The organism is Leifsonia sp. ZF2019, assembly GCF_019924635.1.
Lineage (GTDB): Bacteria > Actinomycetota > Actinomycetes > Actinomycetales > Microbacteriaceae > Leifsonia.
Map to the genome: position 1 here is coordinate 3,739,307 of NZ_CP065037.1, position 17,211 is coordinate 3,756,517.

At 71.2% G+C, this 17,211-nt stretch carries 16 protein-coding genes; 9 read left to right on the top strand and 7 right to left on the bottom strand.

Going from position 1 to position 17,211, the window contains the following annotated elements; all coding sequences use genetic code 11:
• Window positions 1–14 precede the first annotated feature (14 nt).
• Window positions 15–809 carry a helix-turn-helix transcriptional regulator gene (locus IT072_RS18305; protein WP_223358264.1) on the bottom strand — a complete coding sequence of 265 codons (795 nt, stop codon included), beginning with the start codon at window positions 807–809 and terminating at the stop codon, window positions 15–17.
• A gap of 77 nt (window positions 810–886) precedes the next feature.
• Here IT072_RS18305 and ilvD point away from each other — a divergent pair, with 77 nt between their 5' ends.
• The 4 genes from ilvD to IT072_RS18325 all read left to right on the top strand — a co-directional run bounded on the left by ilvD (window position 887) and on the right by IT072_RS18325 (window position 6,635).
• A complete protein-coding gene (gene ilvD / locus IT072_RS18310) occupies window positions 887–2,752 on the top strand; it encodes a dihydroxy-acid dehydratase (RefSeq protein WP_223358265.1) in 1,866 nt (621 codons plus the stop codon).
• 34 nt (window positions 2,753–2,786) lie between these two features.
• Window positions 2,787–3,245, top strand: a complete 459-nt coding sequence (locus IT072_RS18315; protein ID WP_223358266.1) for a DUF3817 domain-containing protein — start codon at window positions 2,787–2,789, stop codon at window positions 3,243–3,245.
• A 165-nt stretch (window positions 3,246–3,410) separates the two neighbouring features.
• Window positions 3,411–5,729: a phosphoribosylformylglycinamidine synthase subunit PurL gene (purL, locus tag IT072_RS18320; RefSeq protein ID WP_223358267.1), complete on the top strand. Its 2,319-nt coding sequence runs from the start codon at window positions 3,411–3,413 to the stop codon at window positions 5,727–5,729.
• A gap of 171 nt (window positions 5,730–5,900) precedes the next feature.
• A complete protein-coding gene (locus tag IT072_RS18325) occupies window positions 5,901–6,635 on the top strand; it encodes an SDR family oxidoreductase (protein ID WP_223358268.1) in 735 nt (244 codons plus the stop codon).
• Here IT072_RS18325 and IT072_RS18330 read toward each other — a convergent pair.
• Window positions 6,620–7,534, bottom strand: coding sequence for a DMT family transporter (locus tag IT072_RS18330; protein WP_223358269.1), 915 nt, complete (start codon window positions 7,532–7,534; stop codon window positions 6,620–6,622). The two genes, IT072_RS18325 and IT072_RS18330, sit on opposite strands and share 16 nt — an antisense overlap.
• A 196-nt stretch (window positions 7,535–7,730) precedes the next feature.
• Between IT072_RS18330 and IT072_RS18335 the strand changes: the two genes are divergently transcribed.
• From IT072_RS18335 to IT072_RS18345, 3 genes are all read left to right on the top strand, one after another.
• A complete protein-coding gene (locus IT072_RS18335; RefSeq protein WP_223358270.1) occupies window positions 7,731–8,918 on the top strand; it encodes an LLM class flavin-dependent oxidoreductase in 1,188 nt (395 codons plus the stop codon).
• 32 nt (window positions 8,919–8,950) lie between these two features.
• Window positions 8,951–9,646 (top strand): CE1759 family FMN reductase, encoded by a 696-nt coding sequence (locus IT072_RS18340; RefSeq protein WP_223358271.1) that lies wholly within the window; start codon window positions 8,951–8,953, stop codon window positions 9,644–9,646.
• Between the two features lie 100 nt (window positions 9,647–9,746).
• The gene (locus tag IT072_RS18345) at window positions 9,747–11,240 is read left to right on the top strand and encodes a glycosyltransferase family 2 protein (protein ID WP_223358272.1); all 1,494 of its coding nucleotides are present in this window, start codon (window positions 9,747–9,749) and stop codon (window positions 11,238–11,240) included.
• Window positions 11,241–11,334: 94 nt separating this feature from the next.
• On the opposite strand, the gene IT072_RS18350 is transcribed toward IT072_RS18345, so the two are convergent.
• A complete protein-coding gene (locus IT072_RS18350; RefSeq protein WP_223358273.1) occupies window positions 11,335–11,754 on the bottom strand; it encodes an organic hydroperoxide resistance protein in 420 nt (139 codons plus the stop codon).
• An 82-nt stretch (window positions 11,755–11,836) separates the two neighbouring features.
• Between IT072_RS18350 and IT072_RS18355 the strand changes: the two genes are divergently transcribed.
• Window positions 11,837–12,133, top strand: coding sequence for a hypothetical protein (locus tag IT072_RS18355; RefSeq protein ID WP_223358274.1), 297 nt, complete (start codon window positions 11,837–11,839; stop codon window positions 12,131–12,133).
• Window positions 12,134–12,169: 36 nt separating this feature from the next.
• Here the strand turns inward: IT072_RS18355 and IT072_RS18360 are convergent, their stop codons facing one another.
• From IT072_RS18360 to IT072_RS18375, 4 genes are read right to left on the bottom strand one after another with little or no spacing between them, the layout of a single operon-like run.
• Window positions 12,170–13,093, bottom strand: a complete 924-nt coding sequence (locus tag IT072_RS18360; protein ID WP_223358275.1) for an SDR family NAD(P)-dependent oxidoreductase — start codon at window positions 13,091–13,093, stop codon at window positions 12,170–12,172.
• Between the two features lie 2 nt (window positions 13,094–13,095).
• A complete protein-coding gene (locus IT072_RS18365) occupies window positions 13,096–13,407 on the bottom strand; it encodes a chorismate mutase (RefSeq protein ID WP_223358276.1) in 312 nt (103 codons plus the stop codon).
• Between the two features lie 53 nt (window positions 13,408–13,460).
• Entirely contained in the window at window positions 13,461–14,774 is a 1,314-nt protein-coding gene (locus IT072_RS18370) for an FtsX-like permease family protein (protein ID WP_223358277.1), read from the bottom strand.
• A complete protein-coding gene (locus IT072_RS18375; protein WP_223358278.1) occupies window positions 14,771–15,508 on the bottom strand; it encodes an ABC transporter ATP-binding protein in 738 nt (245 codons plus the stop codon). The genes IT072_RS18370 and IT072_RS18375 overlap by 4 nt, the downstream gene beginning before the upstream one ends.
• 148 nt (window positions 15,509–15,656) lie before the next feature.
• Here IT072_RS18375 and IT072_RS18380 point away from each other — a divergent pair, with 148 nt between their 5' ends.
• On the top strand, window positions 15,657–16,943 hold the full coding sequence (locus IT072_RS18380; protein ID WP_223358279.1) for a GNAT family N-acetyltransferase: 1,287 nt from the start codon (window positions 15,657–15,659) through the stop codon (window positions 16,941–16,943).
• The last annotated feature ends 268 nt before the right edge of the window (window positions 16,944–17,211 follow it).

A 17,211-nucleotide genomic window follows, 5' to 3' on the forward strand; every position in this document is an offset into this window, starting at 1 on the left:
CCGGAGCGGCGATGTTACGCCAGGGGGGTGTAGACCACCAGGCGCAGCTCGGGGTGGTCGGTCGGGGTGAGTTGGTGGTGCTCGTACCGCGCGCTCACGCCGCCCGGGAGGCGGAACAAGCGCTCACGGGAGGCGAACCCGCTGATGTCGTAGTGCTCCCACGCGGCGCGGAACTCCGGGCTCGCCGCACGCAACCGTTCCACGAGCGTCCGCACGCCCGGATCCCCGGCCCGCGCGCCGGTCTCCGCCCGGAACTCGGCGAGGAAGCGCGCGCTGGTCACATCCCAGTCCGGCAGCAGGTCGCGCACGGCGTCGTCCGTGTAGACCAGCCAGAGCAGATTGCGGTCTTCGGGAGGCACGGCACCGACCCGCGGGTACAGGCGCTCATAGGCCGCGTTCCAGCCCGCGATCCCCCAGTCGGGAGCGAGCGCGAACGCCGGATTCGGGTCGATCGCGTCGAGCAGGCGCTGCAGGTGGGGAGGCGCGTCCTCCACCGCGCGCGCCGCGACCGTCGGCGTCAGGCCGAACCCGGCGAGCGAGAGCACGAACTCCTGCTCCGGCAGCGGGAGGCGGAGCGTGCGGGCGAGCGCGTCGAGCACCGACCGCGACGGGTTGATCGGGCGCCCCTGTTCGAGCCACGTGTACCAGGTGACGCTGACGCCGGAGAGGTAGGCGACCTCCTCCCGCCGCAGGCCGCGGTCGCGCGTGCGCCCCACCGGTGGCAGGCCGTAGTCGGCGCGTGGCGCCTGCTCACGGCGGGAGCGCAGGAAGCGCCCGAGCTCACGGCGGCGGTCCTCGGTCTCCGGCATGGCGTCGATACTAGTGCTCCCACTACTAGGAGCGATGCTGACTTCCCCTCCCGCCCGGACGACCGAAGGATGGGGGTATGCCTCCGCTCCGTTCACGCACTGTCACGCACGGCCGCAACATGGCCGGCGCCCGCGCACTGCTGCGCGCCGCCGGCGTCGCCCGCGAAGACTTCGGCAAGCCGATCATCGCGGTCGCGAACAGCTTCACCGAGTTCGTCCCCGGCCACACGCACCTCCAGCCGGTCGGCCGCATCGTCTCGCAGGCCATCCACGACGCCGGCGGCATCGCCCGCGAGTTCAACACGATCGCGGTCGACGACGGCATCGCGATGGGCCACGGCGGGATGCTGTACTCGCTGCCCTCGCGAGAGCTGATCGCCGACTCGGTCGAGTACATGGTCAACGCGCACTGCGCCGATGCGATCGTCTGCGTCTCCAACTGCGACAAGATCACGCCGGGCATGCTGCTCGCGGCGCTGCGCCTCAACATCCCGGTCGTCTTCGTCTCCGGCGGCCCGATGGAGGGCGGCCGCACCACGCTCGTCGACGGGACCGTGCGCACGCTCGACCTCATCTCGGCCATCGCCGACTCCGCGAACGACAGCGTGAGCGACACCGACCTGTTCCGCATCGAGGAGAACGCCTGCCCGACCTGCGGTTCGTGCTCCGGGATGTTCACCGCCAACTCGATGAACTTCCTCACGGAGGCGCTCGGCCTCGCGCTGCCCGGCAACGGCTCGACGCTGGCGACCCACACCGCGCGACGCGCTCTCTACGAGAAGGCCGGCGCGACCGCCGTCGAGCTCGCCCACCGCTACTACGACCAGGACGACGTGTCCGTGCTGCCGCGGTCGATCGCGACCAGCGCCGCCTTCGGCAACGCCATGGCTCTCGACATCGCCATGGGCGGCTCGACCAACACGATCCTCCATCTGCTGGCCGCCGCGCGCGAAGGCGGGATCGACTACGACCTGACCGACATCGACGCCCTGTCGCGCCGCGTTCCGTGCCTGTCGAAGGTCGCCCCGAACGGCGCTGCGCTCGTCGAGGACGTGCACCGTGCCGGCGGCGTCCCGGCCCTGCTCGGCGAGCTGGACCGCGCCGGCCTGCTCGATCGCGGCGTCCACAGCGTGCACGCCGCGACACTCGAGGACTGGCTGGCCGACTGGGACGTCCGCGGCGGCTCCGCGATCCCCGAAGCGATCGAGCTGTTCCACGCGGCTCCCGGCGGGGTGCGCTCGTCGTCCGCTTTCTCGCAGTCCGAGCGCTGGCACGAGCTCGACCTCGACGCGTCGACCGGCGTGATTCGCGATGTGGCCCACGCGCACTCGAAGGACGGCGGCCTGGCCATCCTGCGCGGCAACCTCGCGCCGGACGGCGCCGTGGTGAAGACCGCCGGCGTGGACGAGAACATCCTCACCTTCTCCGGACCCGCCGTCGTGGTGGACTCGCAGGAGGCCGCGGTCGAGGCCATCCTCGGCAAGCGCGTGAAGGAGGGTGACGTCGTCGTCATCCGCTACGAAGGACCGCGCGGCGGCCCCGGGATGCAGGAGATGCTGCACCCGACCTCGTTCCTCAAGGGCCGCGGGCTCGGCGCGAAGTGCGCCCTCATCACCGACGGCCGCTTCTCCGGCGGAACCTCTGGCCTGTCCATCGGCCACGTCTCCCCCGAGGCGGCGGCCGGCGGCCTGATCGCGCTCGTGGAGGACGGCGACACGATCAGCATCGACGTGCACACCCGCGCACTGCGCCTCGACGTGCCGGACGCCGTGCTCGACGCCCGTCGCGAGGCGCTGGAGGCCGGCCGCGGCTATCGCCCGCTCGACCGCGACCGCCCCGTGTCGGCGGCGCTCCGCGCGTACGCCGCGATGGCGCTCTCCGCCGACAAGGGCGCGGCACGGGACGTCGACCAGCTCGAGGAGCGCATTCGTACTTTCGGGTGATTCGACGGCGGCGGGGAGCGGCCAGGCTGGACGGATGACTCCCCGCCTGCTCTACCGCATCCTCGCCGTCGCCGAGGCGATCACCTGGACCCTCCTCCTCGCCGGGATGCTGCTGAAGTACGCCGTCGGGGTCGGCGATTGGCCCGTCGCGGTGGCCGGCCCGATCCACGGCTTCGTGTTCATCGCCTACGCGATCACCGCCGCACTCATCGGCGTCAACCAGCGCTGGCGGCCGGGCCTCATCGTGCTCGCGGTCGCGACCGCCGTCATCCCGTACGCCACCATCCCGTTCGACCTCTGGGCCGACCGCACCGGTCGGCTCGACGGCGCCTGGCGCACGACGCCGACCGAGGACCCGCGCGACCACACCTGGTTCGGGCGGCTCTTCCGCTGGATGCTGACCCACGTCGCCGTGCTGGCCACCTCCCTCGCGGTCCTCGCCGTCGCCATCATGGCGGCCCTGCTCGTGATCGGACCTCCGAAGCTGTCCTGAATCGGGTCCCCGGGCTCCCATCCGACGTGACACGACGTTCCGCGCGACCGTTCACGGCCCGCGAGGGCGTGTCCTGACGTCTCGATCCTGCCGACTCCTCGCGTCGACCGGCCCCGGTAGACTGGTCTCCATCCCCCGCTTCCGCCTGCAGCCTGGAGTGCCCGCGTGACCGAGACCACCGCCCAGCACGTCGTCGACACCGTCGCGAACGCGATCGAGACTCCCGAGAAGGAGCAGCCGTTCGCGGCCCTCGGCCTCAAGGAGGACGAGTACGCCACGATCCGCGAGATCCTCGGCCGCCGCCCCACCAGCGGCGAGCTGGCGATGTACTCGGTGATGTGGTCGGAGCACTGCTCCTACAAGTCGTCGAAGATCTACCTGCGCCAGTTCGGCCAGAAGGTCTCCCCCGCCATGAAGAAGAACCTCATGGTCGGCATGGGCGAGAACGCCGGCGTGGTCGACGTGGGCGAGGGCTGGGCGGTCACCTTCAAGGTGGAGTCGCACAACCACCCCTCCTACATCGAGCCGTTCCAGGGCGCCGCGACCGGCGTCGGCGGCATCGTGCGCGACATCATCTCGATGGGCGCGCGCCCGGTCGCCGTGATGGACCAGCTGCGCTTCGGCGCGATCGACGAGGCGGACACCGCCCGCGTGGTGCACGGCGTCGTCTCCGGCATCTCGTTCTACGGCAACTGCCTCGGCCTGCCGAACATCGGCGGCGAGACCTACTTCGACCCGATCTACCAGGGCAACCCGTTGGTCAACGCGCTCTCGGTCGGCGTGCTGCGCCACGAGGACCTCCACCTCGCCAACGCGTCCGGCGCCGGCAATAAAGTCGTGCTCTTCGGCGCCCGCACCGGCGGCGACGGGATCGGCGGCGCCAGCATCCTCGCGTCCGACACGTTCTCCGCGGGGGGTCCGACCAAGCGGCCGGCCGTGCAGGTCGGCGACCCGTTCGCCGAGAAGGTGCTCATCGAGTGCTGCCTGGAGCTGTTCCGCGACAAGCTCGTCGAGGGCATCCAGGACCTCGGTGCGGCCGGCATCTCCTGTGCGACCAGCGAGCTCGCCTCCAACGGCGACGGCGGCATGTACGTCGAGCTCGACAAGGTCCTGCTGCGCGACCCGTCGCTCACCGCCGAGGAGATCCTCATGTCGGAGAGCCAGGAGCGCATGATGGCGGTCGTCAAGCCCGAGCTGCTCGACGCCTTCCTCGCCGTCACCGCCAAGTGGGATGTCGAGACCAGCGTGCTGGGCGAGGTCACCGAGACCGGCCGCCTGGTCATCAACTGGAAGGGCGAGGAGATCGTCAACGTCGACCCGCGCACCGTCGCCGTCGACGGCCCGGTCTACGAGCGCCCCGTCGCCTACCCGGCCTGGATCGACGCACTGCAGGCCGACTCGGCCTCCCGCCTCCCGCGCCCGCAGGACGGCGACGCCCTCCGTGAGCAGTTGCTGGCGCTGCTCGGCTCCGCCAACCTGGCCGACAAGGGCTGGATCACCGACCAGTACGACTACTTCGTCGGCGGCAACACCGCGCTCGCCTTCCCCGACGACGCCGGTATGGTCCGCGTCGACGAGGAGAGCGGCCTCGGCTTCGCCATCGCGACCGACGCGAACGGCCGCTACTGCCAGCTCGACCCGAAGGAGGGCGCCAAGCTCGCCCTCGCCGAGGCCTACCGCAACGTCGCCGCGTCCGGCGCCGTGCCCGCCGCGGTCACCGACTGCCTCAACTTCGGCAGCCCGGAGAACCCGGAGGTCATGTGGCAGTTCTCGCAGGCCGTCGAGGGCCTGTCCGACGCCTGCCTCGAGCTCGAGATCCCGGTCACCGGCGGCAACGTCTCCTTCTACAACCAGACCGGCGACGTCCCCATCTTCCCGACCCCGGTCGTCGGCGTCCTCGGCGTGATCGACGACGTCGCGCGCCGCATCCCCGCCGGCTGGCAGGACGAGGGCGAGAACATCTACCTGCTGGGCATCACCCGCGAGGAGCTCGACGGCTCGGCCTGGGCCGGCACCGTGCACGGCCACCTCGGCGGACGCCCGCCCGCGGTCGACCTCGCCGCCGAGCGCACGCTCGCCGAGACGCTGCACGCCGCGTCGGTGGAGGGGCTCGTCTCCTCCGCACACGACCTCGCCGACGGCGGCCTCGCGCAGGCCCTCGCCGAGAGCGTCATGCGCTTCGGCGTCGGCGCCCGCGTCTGGCTGGGCGAGATCGCCGAGCGCGATGGCGTGGATGCGGCGACCGCGCTGTTCAGCGAGTCCACCGCGCGCGTGATCGTCTCCGTGCCGCGCGAGGACGACGTGAAGTTCCGCGGGCTCTGCGAGGGCCGCGGCGTTCCGCTCCTGCGCATCGGCGTCACGGATGCCGAGGTGGGCACTCAGCCCGTGCTCGAGGTGCAGGACCAGTTCACGATCGGCCTGGAGGAGCTGCGCGCGACGCACCGCTCCACCCTCCCCGAGCGTTTCGGCCCGGTCGTCGCCTGACGTCCCACGGCCTCTGAACAGCGGGGTCGCACTCTGTCGTTCCGGGAGGCCCGGAACGACAGAGTGCGACCCCGCTGTCGCGTGCGGATGGCGCTCGTCGGACGCCCGGCCGCGACACGGGCGGTCACACGATTCCGTGACGGTGCGACCGGCTGCCAGGCTGGGAGCACCATGACCCAGCACAGCATCGATCGTCTCTCCGGCCGCTCCGTCGTCCTCGTCGGAGGCGGCTCCGGCATCGGGCTCGCCGTCGCGCGCCAGGCCGTCGCCGCCGGTGCCCGCGTGCACCTGGGAGGCCGCACCGAGGAGACTCTGCGGCGGGCCGCCGCCCAGCTGGGCGGGGCTGCTACCTGGGGCGTGGTCGACACCTCCGACGACGACTCCGTCGGCCGCTTCTTCGAGCCGGTGGAGACCGTGGACGCGCTGCTGACGACCGCCGCGAGCTACACAACCGGTCCCTTCACGACCTCCACCCTCGCCGAGGCGCGCAGCCCGTTCGAGTCCAAGTTCTGGGGCCAGTACCGGGTCGTCCACGCCGCCCTCCCACTCCTGACCCCCGACGCGTCCGTCGTGCTCATGTCGGGCGCGGCGAGCGTGCGCCCCGCCGGACCGGCCGCCGCCTACGTCGCCGCGAACGCGGCCGTCGAGGGCCTGGCCCGGGGCCTCGCCGTCGAGCTGGCACCCGTGCGCGTCAACGCCATCGCTCCCGGGACGATCGACGGCAACCTGTGGGCGCAGCGCTCCGCAGAGGTGCGGGAGGCGGCCTTCCACGGTTTCAGCGCGACCACCCTCCTCGGCCGGCCCGGCACGGAGGACGAGATCGCCGACGCGGTCGTGCACCTCTTCACGAACACCTACACGACGGGCTCGACGCTTTACGTCGACGGCGGCTACGCGTTGCGCTGACCGGCCAGTTCGGCCTGCCTGCGCGAGAAGATGCGCACTCGCTGCTGCGTGAGCAGGATTCCGGCGAGCACGATCAGCGCGCCGACGGGCTCGTTCCAGCTGAGGTGCTCGCCGAGCACGAGGATGCCCAGTGCGACGCCGACGACGGGTGTCACGTAGGTCACGCCCGAGGTGGCCGTCGGTCCCCACGCGCGCAGCACGTTCATGTTCCAGATGTAGACGACGCCGGTGCCCAGCATCCCGAGGGCCAGCAGGCTGAGCAGCACCGGCCAGCTGAACTCGACCGGTCCCCACGCGACGACGGGCGTCAGGAGGACCATGATGACGGCGGCGATCCCGATGTTGAGGAACGCCGTCGTCGTGGCGGGGATGGCCCGGTGGCTGATGAACCGTCGGATGTAGCCGAAGCTGAAGCCGTAGCAGGTGACCGCGGCCAGGCACGCGAGCTGGCCCCACAGGCTGCCGCTGAGCGCGGCGACGGTCCACGGGCCGACGACCACCACGACCCCGACCACGCCGATCGCGACGCCGAGCACCTGGTCGCGGTTGAGCTTCTCCACACGGAAGGCGGCGGTCGCCAGGATGGCGGTGGTGATCGGCGTGACCGCGTTGTAGATGCTGGCCAGACTGGACGACACATACTGCTCCGCCCAGGCGAAGAGCAGGAACGGGACGACGCAGTAGGTGATCGCGACCACTGTGAAGTGCAGCCAGACGATCGGCTCCCGCGGCAGCCGGCTCCGGGCGACGAGCACGATGACTCCGAGCGTGATCGCTCCGAACACGAGTCGCGCCCAGGCGACCTGGCCGAAGGAGACGCCCTCGAGCGCGACCTTCATGAACAGGAAGCTGGCGCCCCAGATGAGCCCCATGGCGACGAACTGCAGAGCGACCTTCACGAATGCGACAGTAGCGAATGCCGCCGACGCCGGCTCGCGGGAATCGGACGCGGCGTCGCACTCTGTCCGCAGCTTTTCGAAAGCTGGCCGGATCTCCCTTCTGGAGGCCAGACTGGGGGTCGGGAATACTTCGGCAGCCTCCGCGTTATATGCGTTTGCATAGAAACGGCGAGACGAAACCCACAAGGAGCCAGCCATGCAGTACGGACTCTTCTCCGTCAGCGACATCACCCGTGACCCGGTCTCGGGCCACACCCCGAGCGAGGCCGAGCGGATCGACGCGATCGTGAAGATCGCGACCCACGCGGAGGAGGTCGGGCTCGACGTGTTCGCGATCGGCGAGCACCACAACCCGCCGTTCTTCTCCTCGTCGCCCACGACCCTGCTCTCGCACATCGCGGCCCTGACGAAGACCCTGACGGTCACCACCTCCACGACTCTCATCACCACGAACGACCCGGTACGCATCGCCGAGGAGTACGCGATGCTGCAGCACCTGTCGAAGGGCCGCATGGACCTGATGCTCGGCCGTGGCAACACCGGCCCGGTATATCCGTGGTTCGGCAAGGACATCCGCCAGAGCCTGCCCCTCGCGCTCGAGAACTACAACCTCCTGCACCGCCTGTGGCGAGAGGATGTCGTGGACTGGGAGGGACGGTTCCGCACTCCGCTGCAGGGCTTCACCTCCACCCCTCGCCCGCTCGACGACGTGCCGCCGTTCGTCTGGCACGGCAGCATCCGCACCCCCGAGATCGCCGAGCAGGCCGCGTACTACGGCGACGGCTTCTTCGCGAACAACATCTTCTGGCCCAAGGAGCACTACCAGCGGCTGATCGCCTTCTACCGCGAGCGCTTCGAGCACTACGGCCACGGGACCGCGAAGGAGGCGATCGTCGGCCTCGGCGGCCAGGCCTTCATCGCGAAGAACTCGCAGGACGCCAAGGACCAGTTCCGCCCCTACTTCAACGAGGCGCCCGTCTACGGCAACGGCCCGACCATGGAGGAGTTCACCGAGGCGACGCCGCTGACCGTCGGCAGCCCGCAGGAGGTCATCGACAAGACGCTGACCTTCCGCGAGTGGGCGGGCGACTACCAGCGCCAGCTGTTCCTGATGGACCACGCCGGCCTGCCGCTCAGCACCGTGCTCAAGCAGCTCGACCTGCTGGGCGAGGAGGTCATCCCCGTGCTCCGCAAGGAGACCGAGGCCCGCAAGGACCCGGAGGCCCCCGAGGCCCCGACCCACGCCTCCCTGGTCGCCGCGAAGTACGGCGACGCCGAGCCGCGCCAGCCGCGCCCGAACGCGAACCGCGGCGACAACGTGACCGGCGCCTCCCCCTACCAGGACACCGAAGAGCAGTTCCAGGCCACCTTCCCCTCCCTCTGAGGGACGAGGCGGACCGGAACCGAGAGAAGGACATGATGACGAACAGCGAGCAGCGCCCGTTCCTCGTGGTGGTGGTCAACGCCGGCGTGAGCGACCCGTCGTCCACCAAGATGCTGGCGGACCGGCTGGCCCTGCGGGTGGAGGCCGCCGCCCAGCGCGACGGCCGGACCGTGGAGACGCAGCACCTCGACCTGCGCGAGCTGCTGCCCGAACTGCCGGCGGCACTCGCCTCCGGTCACCTCGGACCGAAGTTCACGAAGGCGGTCGAGGCGCTGAAGGCGGCGGACGGCATCATCGCGACGGCACCCGTCTACAAGGCGGGCCCGAGCGGGCTGTTCAGCTCGTTCTTCCAGGTGCTCGACAACGACCTCCTGATCGCGAAGCCCGTGGTGCTCGGCGCGACCGCCGGCACCGCCCGGCACGCGCTCGTCGTCGACGAGCAGATGCGGTCGATGTTCGCCTTCCTCCGCACGATGACCACGCCCACGTCGGTGTTCGCGTCGACGGAGGACTGGCAGGACAAGTCGCTCGGCAAGCGCATCGACCGGGCCGCGCGTGAGCTGGTCGTGCTCATGGAGAGCGAGGTGGAGGCCAAGATCACCGATGCCTCCTGGGACCACTACCAGCACGAGTTCGGCTCGGCGGGCGGCAACGAGCTCGGGATCGACCTCGACTCCGACCTCATGAAGCTGGCGGCCGGCGGCTCGCTCGGAGCACCCCGCTCCTAGCCCCTGTGCAGAAGCGGGCCCCCTCCACAGGCGGGGGCCCGCTTCTGTCCGCTCCGCATGCCCCGCTGTAGGGTTGCGGGTAGACGAGGGGAGTTTCCGGGTGGATGTACTGAGCGTCCTGCAGTGGATCGGCGTCGTCGTCTGCCTGATCCTGGCGCTGACGGGATTCATCCCCGTGATCGCAGCCGCGGCCACGTTCTTCGTCATCCCGTTCCACGCGTGGTTCAACCACTACAAGAAGGCCGCCCCCTTCCTGCCGCGAGTCGCGATCGTCGTGCCGGCCTGGAACGAGGGCGCCGTGATCGGCGCCTCCATCGACCGCCTCATGAAGCTCGACTACCCGAAGGAGGCGCTGCGCATCTACGTGGTCGACGACGCCTCCACCGACGACACCCCCGACGTCGTGCGCAGCCGCGAGGCCCAGTACCCGGGCAACGTGTTCCTGCTCCGGCGCGACCAGGGCGGGCAAGGCAAGGCGCACACGCTCAACCACGGGATCAGCCGCATCCTCGACGAGGACTGGATGGAGGCGCTCCTGGTGATGGACGCCGACGTCATCTACCTCCCCGACTCCCTGCGCCGCATGACCCGGCACCTCGCCGACCCCGAGGTGGGCGCCGTCTCCGCGTACATCCGTGAGGGCAGCACCCAGGGCCGCAACTACCTCACCAAGTTCATCGGCGTCGAATACGTGCTGTCGCAGCCCGCCGCGCGCCGGGCTCAGAACGTGCTCGGCGCCCAGGCGTGCCTCGCGGGCGGCGCGCAGCTGCACTCGCGCGAGAACCTCGTGGCCATCGGCGGCCGCATCGACACCTCCTCACTCGCCGAGGACACCATCACCACGTTCGAGACGCAGATCAAGGGGCGCAAAGTGGTCTTCGAGCCGCACGCGCACGTGCTCGCCGAGGAGCCGAGCCGGGTCGACGCACTGTGGAAGCAGCGCCTGCGCTGGGCGCGTGGCAACGTGACCGTGACCGCCCGCTACTCGAAGGTCTGGTTCCGCCCGTCGAAGGTGCACCACCTCGGCGCCTGGACCTTCGGGATCGTCTGGTTCAGCCTGTGGCTGCTGCCCCTCATCATGATCCTGTCGGCGATCGGACTCGCCGGGCTGCTGTTCCTGCAGTTCCCGTTCGCGACGGGGGTGTTCCGGGCGCTGTGGATCAGCGCCGCGCTCGCGTACCTCTTCGTGCTGATACTCGGATCGCAGACCGACAGCCGCACCTCCCTGCACGCGCTCGGCCATGTCCTCTTGTTCCCGGGGATCATCAACATGCTGGTCATGGTCACCGCTCTGTTCCCGACGCTCATGCTGGTGTGGCTGCCCGGCGCGTTCGGTGCGAAACTGAGCGACTCGACCGTCTTCGTCCTCACCCTCCTGATCTACATCTGGATCCCGTTCTCGATGCTCGTCGCGTGGCTCGCGCGCGTGGTCGAGAAGCGCAGGCCGCTCCGCTGGCTGGCCCCCATCCTCATCTACCTCGCCGGGTACGGCTCGCTGCTGTGCGCCATCACGTTCGACTCCTACTTCAAGGAGCTCGCGGGCGCTGAGGCCCGCTGGGACAAGACGGAGAAGGTCGGCCGCGTCACCGTCTGACCTCCCCGCCGAAGTTCACGTTGTGGTCACCACAAGCGCGAAATGAGCGCAACGACGTGAACTTCGGCGGGCGACGGCTTCGGCGGACGGTTCGTCAGTCGACGATGGTGATTTTGACGGGGATGTTGCCACGGGTGGCGTTGGAGTACGGGCACACGTGGTGGGCCTTCTCCCCGAGCTGCTCGGCGACCTCGCGGCTCACGTTCGGCACGTAGACGTCGAGCTCGACCTCCAGGCCGTAACCGCCCTCCCCGTTGGGGCCGATGCCGACGCTGGCCGAGACGCCCGCGTCGGTGGTGTTCTGCTTCTCGGCGCGGCCGACGGCGTGCAGGGCGCTGAGGAAGCAGGCGGCGAAGCCGGCGGCGAAGAGCTGCTCGGGGTTGGTGCCCTCGCCGGAGCCGCCGAGCTCGCGCGGCGGGCGGGTGTCGAGATCGATCAGGTCGTCCTCGCTGCGGACGTGTCCGTCGCGTCCGCCTCCGGAGGCGTGGGCGATGGCGGTGTATGCGATTTCCATGAGCTCAGCCCACTCCTCCCGTCTGAACGGCGACTGGGAGCCGCGTGAACAGTGCGGGTGTATAAGGCGCTAGCGTAGAGACATGAAGGTCCGCGGAATGGTGCAGAACAGCGAGACCAGCGACCTCACGGCCGAGGCGGACGACGCCGAGACCGCGCGGGCGCTGGTTGAGGAGCAGGTCCCCGAGGGCTACGAGCTTCTCCAGGTGCACAACGCGATGCCGCGCGGCGGCCGGGTCATCGCCACAGCGAAGATCCGCCTCGCCGCCGTGACCGAGATCGAGGCGGACGGCGCGGACTACGCGGCCGCGCGGGACGCGCTCCGAGCGGCGGTGCCCGACGGCCAGCGGTTGCTGTCGATCACCATCGTCGGCGAATAGCCGCCGCCGCGCGTCAGCGCGGAGCCTCCACCGCGCTCAGCCGAGCCCCAGCTCCACGCCCGCGGCCTGCTCCAGCAGCGGCCACAGCCGGGCGCCCACCCGCGGCGAGCGGGATTCGCGCGTGGGATGCGCGTGGGTCGGGATGCCCTTCGTACGGCCGACCGGTCCGAGGTAGTCCTCGCCGGTGAGCTGCGGATCGAGCACGGCCCGCACCGGCGCCCAGGCGCCGTGATCCTTGCCCTGCGTCCACGCCGCCTGCAGGTTGTCGACGAACCGCGTGGCGCGGCTCGGCTGATTGACCCCGCGGATGCCCGGCGTGCGGCCGGAGGTCGAGTATCCGGGATGCACGACCAGGCTGGTCACGTCGCTGCCGGATGCCCGCAGCCTCCGTTCCAGCTCGAAGCCGAAGACCTGCACGGCGATCTTCGAGCCGGAGTACGCCCGCCACGAAGTGTAGGAGCGCTCCAGCTGGAGGTCGTCCAGCCGGAGGCGGCCCAAGCGGGTGGCGAGCGACCCGAGCGAGACGATGCGCGCTCCGCCCGTGCGCTGCAGAGCCGGGAGCACGCCCGCCACGAGGCGGACGTGGCCGATCACGTTGGTGGAGAGCACGAGCTCGTTGCCGACCGCATCGGTCTGCCGCTCCCGGGGCGGGTGCACGATGCCGGCGTTCAGGACCAGCGCATCCACCCGCTCCCGCTCGCGCAGCTGCTCGGCGGCCGCGTCGATCGAGCCACGGTCGGTCAGATCGAGAGGCATGGCCTCCACGCGGGAGCCCGGCACGCGGCGCCGGATGGCGGAGACGGCGGCCTCCGCGCGCTCGGGGTCACGGCAGGCGAGCACGACCCGCGCTCCGGCCCTGGCCAGCTGCTCGCCCGTGAAGTACCCGACGCCGGCGTTGCCGCCGGTGATGACGATGGTGCGGCCGAGGGCGTCCGGCAGCGCTGTCGGATCCCACACCACGGTCAGCGGCCGTTCTCGGTCGCGATGCGCTCGTGGTGGTGGATGACCTCGGCGATGATGAAGCCCAGGAACTTCTCCGCGAACGCCGGGTCGAGGTGGCTCTCCTCCGCAAGGGCGCGCAGCCTCTGGATCTGCTCGCGCTCACGTTCCGGGTCGGCCGGGGGGAGCCCGTGCTCGGCCTTCAGCGCGCCGACCTGCTGGGTGAACTTGAAGCGTTCCGCCAGCATGTGGATGACCGCCGCGTCGATGTTGTCGATGCTCTGCCGGATGCTGCGCAGCCGCTCGACGGCCGCGTCGGACTCTGTGTCACCCATGCTCCGACCCTACCGGTTCGCGGGCTGAGACCGAGAGCGCCCCACGACTCCGCTCAGAGACTCGGCGACGGCTCGGCGAGCACCCGGGTGAGCACGGGCCGGGTCGCGAGGAGAGCAAGCCAGACCAGCGCGAAACCTGCGGCGAGGCACCCGACGATCACCGCGATGCTCGCGGGTGCGATGAGCAGGCTGAGGCCGGCGAGCGGGAAGACCACGACCCCGGCGACGAGCGCGGAGCCCACCGTCGTGATGCGCAGCGGCGACAGCACCGCGCGGCCGCGGGCGGCGTTCATCTCGCTCACGGGCATCCCGAGCCGGTCGAGGCTCACGTAGAGGTCCCGTCGGTCGAGGATGGCCGCCGCCTGGTTGACGCCCGCCGAGCACGCGACCATGAGGAAGGACGCGATCACCGTGATGAGGACGCCCGTGCGCACATCCGTCGCGAGCTGGAGCGTCTCGGGATCCGCGTCGCCGACGGAGCCGAGCAGGGCGACGCCGACCCCCGCGAACACCGCCATGAAGCTCGTCATCGCGACGCCGGAGACCTGCCGCCACGCCGCCTTCGGCGACTCCAGCACGGTGCGGGCGGCGAGGAGGCGGCGCGGGGTTCGCGCGCGGCGGGCCTGGCCCGTGGCGAGCAGGCGCAGCACCCACGGGCCGACCAGGTTGAGCACCGCGATCGTCCCGCCGAAGCCGGCGCCGAGCACGGCGATGATGATCGCCATGCCGTCCAGCGCGCCGAGAGCGCTCATCGCGGCGTACACCGCAGCGACGACGGCGACCGCGATCACGGCACGCAGCCAGTGCATGCGCGGTGCGTCCTGCCGGGTGCGCACGCCGAGGGGCGAGAGCACGACCTGCCGCAGGCCGATCACGGCGCTGAGCGCGGCCAGCACGCCGACGCCCGCGACGACGAGCGCGATCCAGCCCGGGGCGAGCAGCACGGACATCCCGAGCGGCTCGCCCCGGAACGGGATGAGCCCGACGAGCGGTGCGGTGACCAGCGCGAGCACCACGCCGACGAGCGCACCGGCCACGGCGAGGACGGTCGACTCGATGACGGTCAGCGCCGCGACGGTGGCGGTCGTCGCGCCGAGCAGGCGGAGGCCGGCGAGGCGGTCGTCGCGGCGACGCGCGGAGAGGCGGGCCGCCGAGCCGCCCAGCGCGATCAGCGGGACGACCAGCAGGGCGAGCGCGATGACCGCGAGCGCCAGATAGAGCGGGTCGGACAGGAAGGTCTGCGCGCCGCCCGCGACGATCAGCAGCAACGCCGTCACCACGGCGAAGGCGATGATGGGCAGCAGGATGGTGGAGCGGTCGGTGGCCCCGCGGCGAGCGAACAGCCACGCGAGGCGGAGGGTGGTCATCGGGATCCCTCCGTAGGTGTGCGTACCTCGTCGACGATGCGACCGTCCGCCAGCCGCAGCACCCGCGAGCACCGGGCCGCCACCTCGTCGTCGTGCGTGACGACGACGAGGCTGCGCCCCCGGCCGGTCGTGGAGCCGATGAGCGCATCCATCACCTCGGCGGAGGTGCGGGAGTCGAGCGCGCCGGTCGGCTCGTCGGCGAACACGACAGCGGCACCGCCCACCTGGGAGCGCGCGATCGCGACGCGCTGCGCCTGACCGCCGGACAGCTGGCCGATGCGACGCTGCTCGAGGCCCGCCAGCCCCAGGGCGGCGAGCCAGTTCGCGGCGTTCTGCTCGGCGCCGGCGCGCGGGACCCCGGCGAGCATGAGCGGGAGGGCGACGTTCTCGATCGCCGTGAGCTCGGGCAGCAGCAGCCCCTGCTGGAAGACGAAGCCGAACGCCTCGCGCCGCAGCCGGGAACGCTCAGCGTCGCCCAGGCCCGTCACCTGGAGCGGTCCGTGCGGGGTGGAGAGCACCACCGATCCCGCGTCCGGCCGTACGATGCCGGCGAGGCAGTGCAGCAGGGTGGTCTTGCCCGAACCGGACGCCCCCATGATCGCCACGGACTCGCCGAAGGCGATGGCGACGTCGACTCCGGCGAGCGCGATGGCGGAGCCGTACGACTTGGTGAGGCCCGCGGCGCTGAGCGCGGGCGAGGAGGCAGGAGGGGAGGCAGAGGGCGATGCGGTCATGTCTCCATGCTCGTCAGCGTGCGGCGGATGCGCATCGGACGACGGCGTCATCCCGGTCGATGGAGGTCATCCTCGCGATGGAGGAGGAGGTCGGACCGGCGGAGGGCGCCCCTCGCGGCCTCCCGGGCCCGGTGAGTACGGTGGAGAGGTGAACCAGAGCTATGAGAACACGCCCGTCGACGAGCAGTCCGCCCACGAGATCGAGGATGCCGGTCTGCGCCTGGCGCTCGTCGACACCTCCGACGCCGACGCGTTCGACGGATGGATCCGTGCCGACTTCCGCGGCTTCCACGGCGGCGCGCCCTCGAAGGACGTGCTGGAGGAGTCGCGCGGGCACCTGGCCGACCGGCGCACCACCGCGGTGTACGACGACGACGCTCCGACGGCCGAGCCCGTCGGGACCGTGAACTCGTGGATCGCCCCGCTGACCGTGCCCGGCGGCGTGCGCCTCGACAGCTGGGCCATCAGCTCGGTGACGGTCTCGCCCACTCACCGGCGCCGTGGCATCGCCCGCGCCCTGCTCGGCGGCGAGCTGCGCACCGCGCACCGTCTCGGCGTCCCGCTCGCGATCCTCACCGTCTCGGAGTCGGTGATCTACGGCCGCTGGGGTTTCGGCCCGGCCACCTTCTCCGCCGAGTGGCGCGTCGACACCAAGCGCGTGCGCTGGGCGGGCGGCGCGACCGGCGGACGCCTCTCGTTCACCGAGCCCGACGCGTACCGCGAAACCGGTCTCGCCGTCCTCGACGCCGCGATGGCCGCGCGCCCCGGCGAGATCGGCCTCTCGCCGTACCTGGCCGAGCGTCTGATCGGCCCGCTGAAGGGCAGCGACCACCCCGACCGCTTCCGCCTCGTCCGCTACGACTCCCCGTCGGGAGACCCGGAGGGCTTCGTCAGCTTCGCGCTGAAGGCGCACGACGACTTCGTGCGGCACACCGTGGAGGTCAACCACCTCGCAGCGACGACCGACGCGGCTCTCACGGCGCTGTGGCGGTTCCTGCTCGAGATGGACCTCGTCTCGGAGGTCCGCGCCTGGACACGAGGTGTCGACGAGCCCCTGCCCGCCCTCGTGTCCGATCTGCGCGGCGCGGCGGTCGCCAGCGTGCAGGACCACCTCTGGGTGCGCATCCTCGACGTCCCCGCCGCTCTGACCGCCCGCCGGTACGAGCGCGACGGCGAACTGGTGCTCGACGCGACGGATGACCTCGGTTTCGCCGCCGGCCGCTACCGTCTCACGGTGACGGACGGCGCCGCGACCGTCAGCGAGACCAGCGACGCCCCCGACGTCACCCTGCCGGTGGCCTCCCTCGGCAGCGTGTACCTCGGGCACGATTTCGCCCGCGCGCTCGCCGTCGCCGGCCGCATCGAGGGCGACGTCGCCGCGCTGGACGCGCTGTTCCGCACGGCGGTGCCGCCGCGCCTCAGCACCTGGTTCTGACGCGCCGCGCGCGCCGTCCCGTCCGCGCACCTACCTACTCGCCCGCCCGCCCGCCCGCCCGCCCGCCCGAGCAAATCCGGAGATGTTTGCTCGGCCGATCTCGATCTCCGTGCGAACGGAGTACTGAGCGGCGTGTCGACCCAAGCCTCCGGAATTCCGGAGTCCTCTGTCACCGCACCGCGGCCGGCTCACGCACAGCCAGGCCGATCCGTAACTCCGGAGACACCGACCGACACGCCGCTCACGTCACCGGAACTCCGGAGGCATC

Bases quoted from the DNA above. Each gene is read 5' to 3' on its own strand.
- IT072_RS18305 (WP_223358264.1), bottom strand. From the start codon at position 809: ATGCCGGAGACCGAGGACCGCCGCCGTGAGCTCGGGCGCTTCCTGCGC.
- ilvD (WP_223358265.1), top strand. From the start codon at position 887: ATGCCTCCGCTCCGTTCACGCACTGTCACGCACGGCCGCAACATGGCC.
- IT072_RS18315 (WP_223358266.1), top strand. From the start codon at position 2,787: ATGACTCCCCGCCTGCTCTACCGCATCCTCGCCGTCGCCGAGGCGATC.
- IT072_RS18325 (WP_223358268.1), top strand. From the start codon at position 5,901: ATGACCCAGCACAGCATCGATCGTCTCTCCGGCCGCTCCGTCGTCCTC.
- IT072_RS18335 (WP_223358270.1), top strand. From the start codon at position 7,731: ATGCAGTACGGACTCTTCTCCGTCAGCGACATCACCCGTGACCCGGTC.
- IT072_RS18340 (WP_223358271.1), top strand. From the start codon at position 8,951: ATGATGACGAACAGCGAGCAGCGCCCGTTCCTCGTGGTGGTGGTCAAC.
- IT072_RS18350 (WP_223358273.1), bottom strand. From the start codon at position 11,754: ATGGAAATCGCATACACCGCCATCGCCCACGCCTCCGGAGGCGGACGC.
- IT072_RS18355 (WP_223358274.1), top strand. From the start codon at position 11,837: ATGAAGGTCCGCGGAATGGTGCAGAACAGCGAGACCAGCGACCTCACG.
- IT072_RS18365 (WP_223358276.1), bottom strand. From the start codon at position 13,407: ATGGGTGACACAGAGTCCGACGCGGCCGTCGAGCGGCTGCGCAGCATC.
- IT072_RS18370 (WP_223358277.1), bottom strand. From the start codon at position 14,774: ATGACCACCCTCCGCCTCGCGTGGCTGTTCGCTCGCCGCGGGGCCACC.
- IT072_RS18375 (WP_223358278.1), bottom strand. From the start codon at position 15,508: ATGACCGCATCGCCCTCTGCCTCCCCTCCTGCCTCCTCGCCCGCGCTC.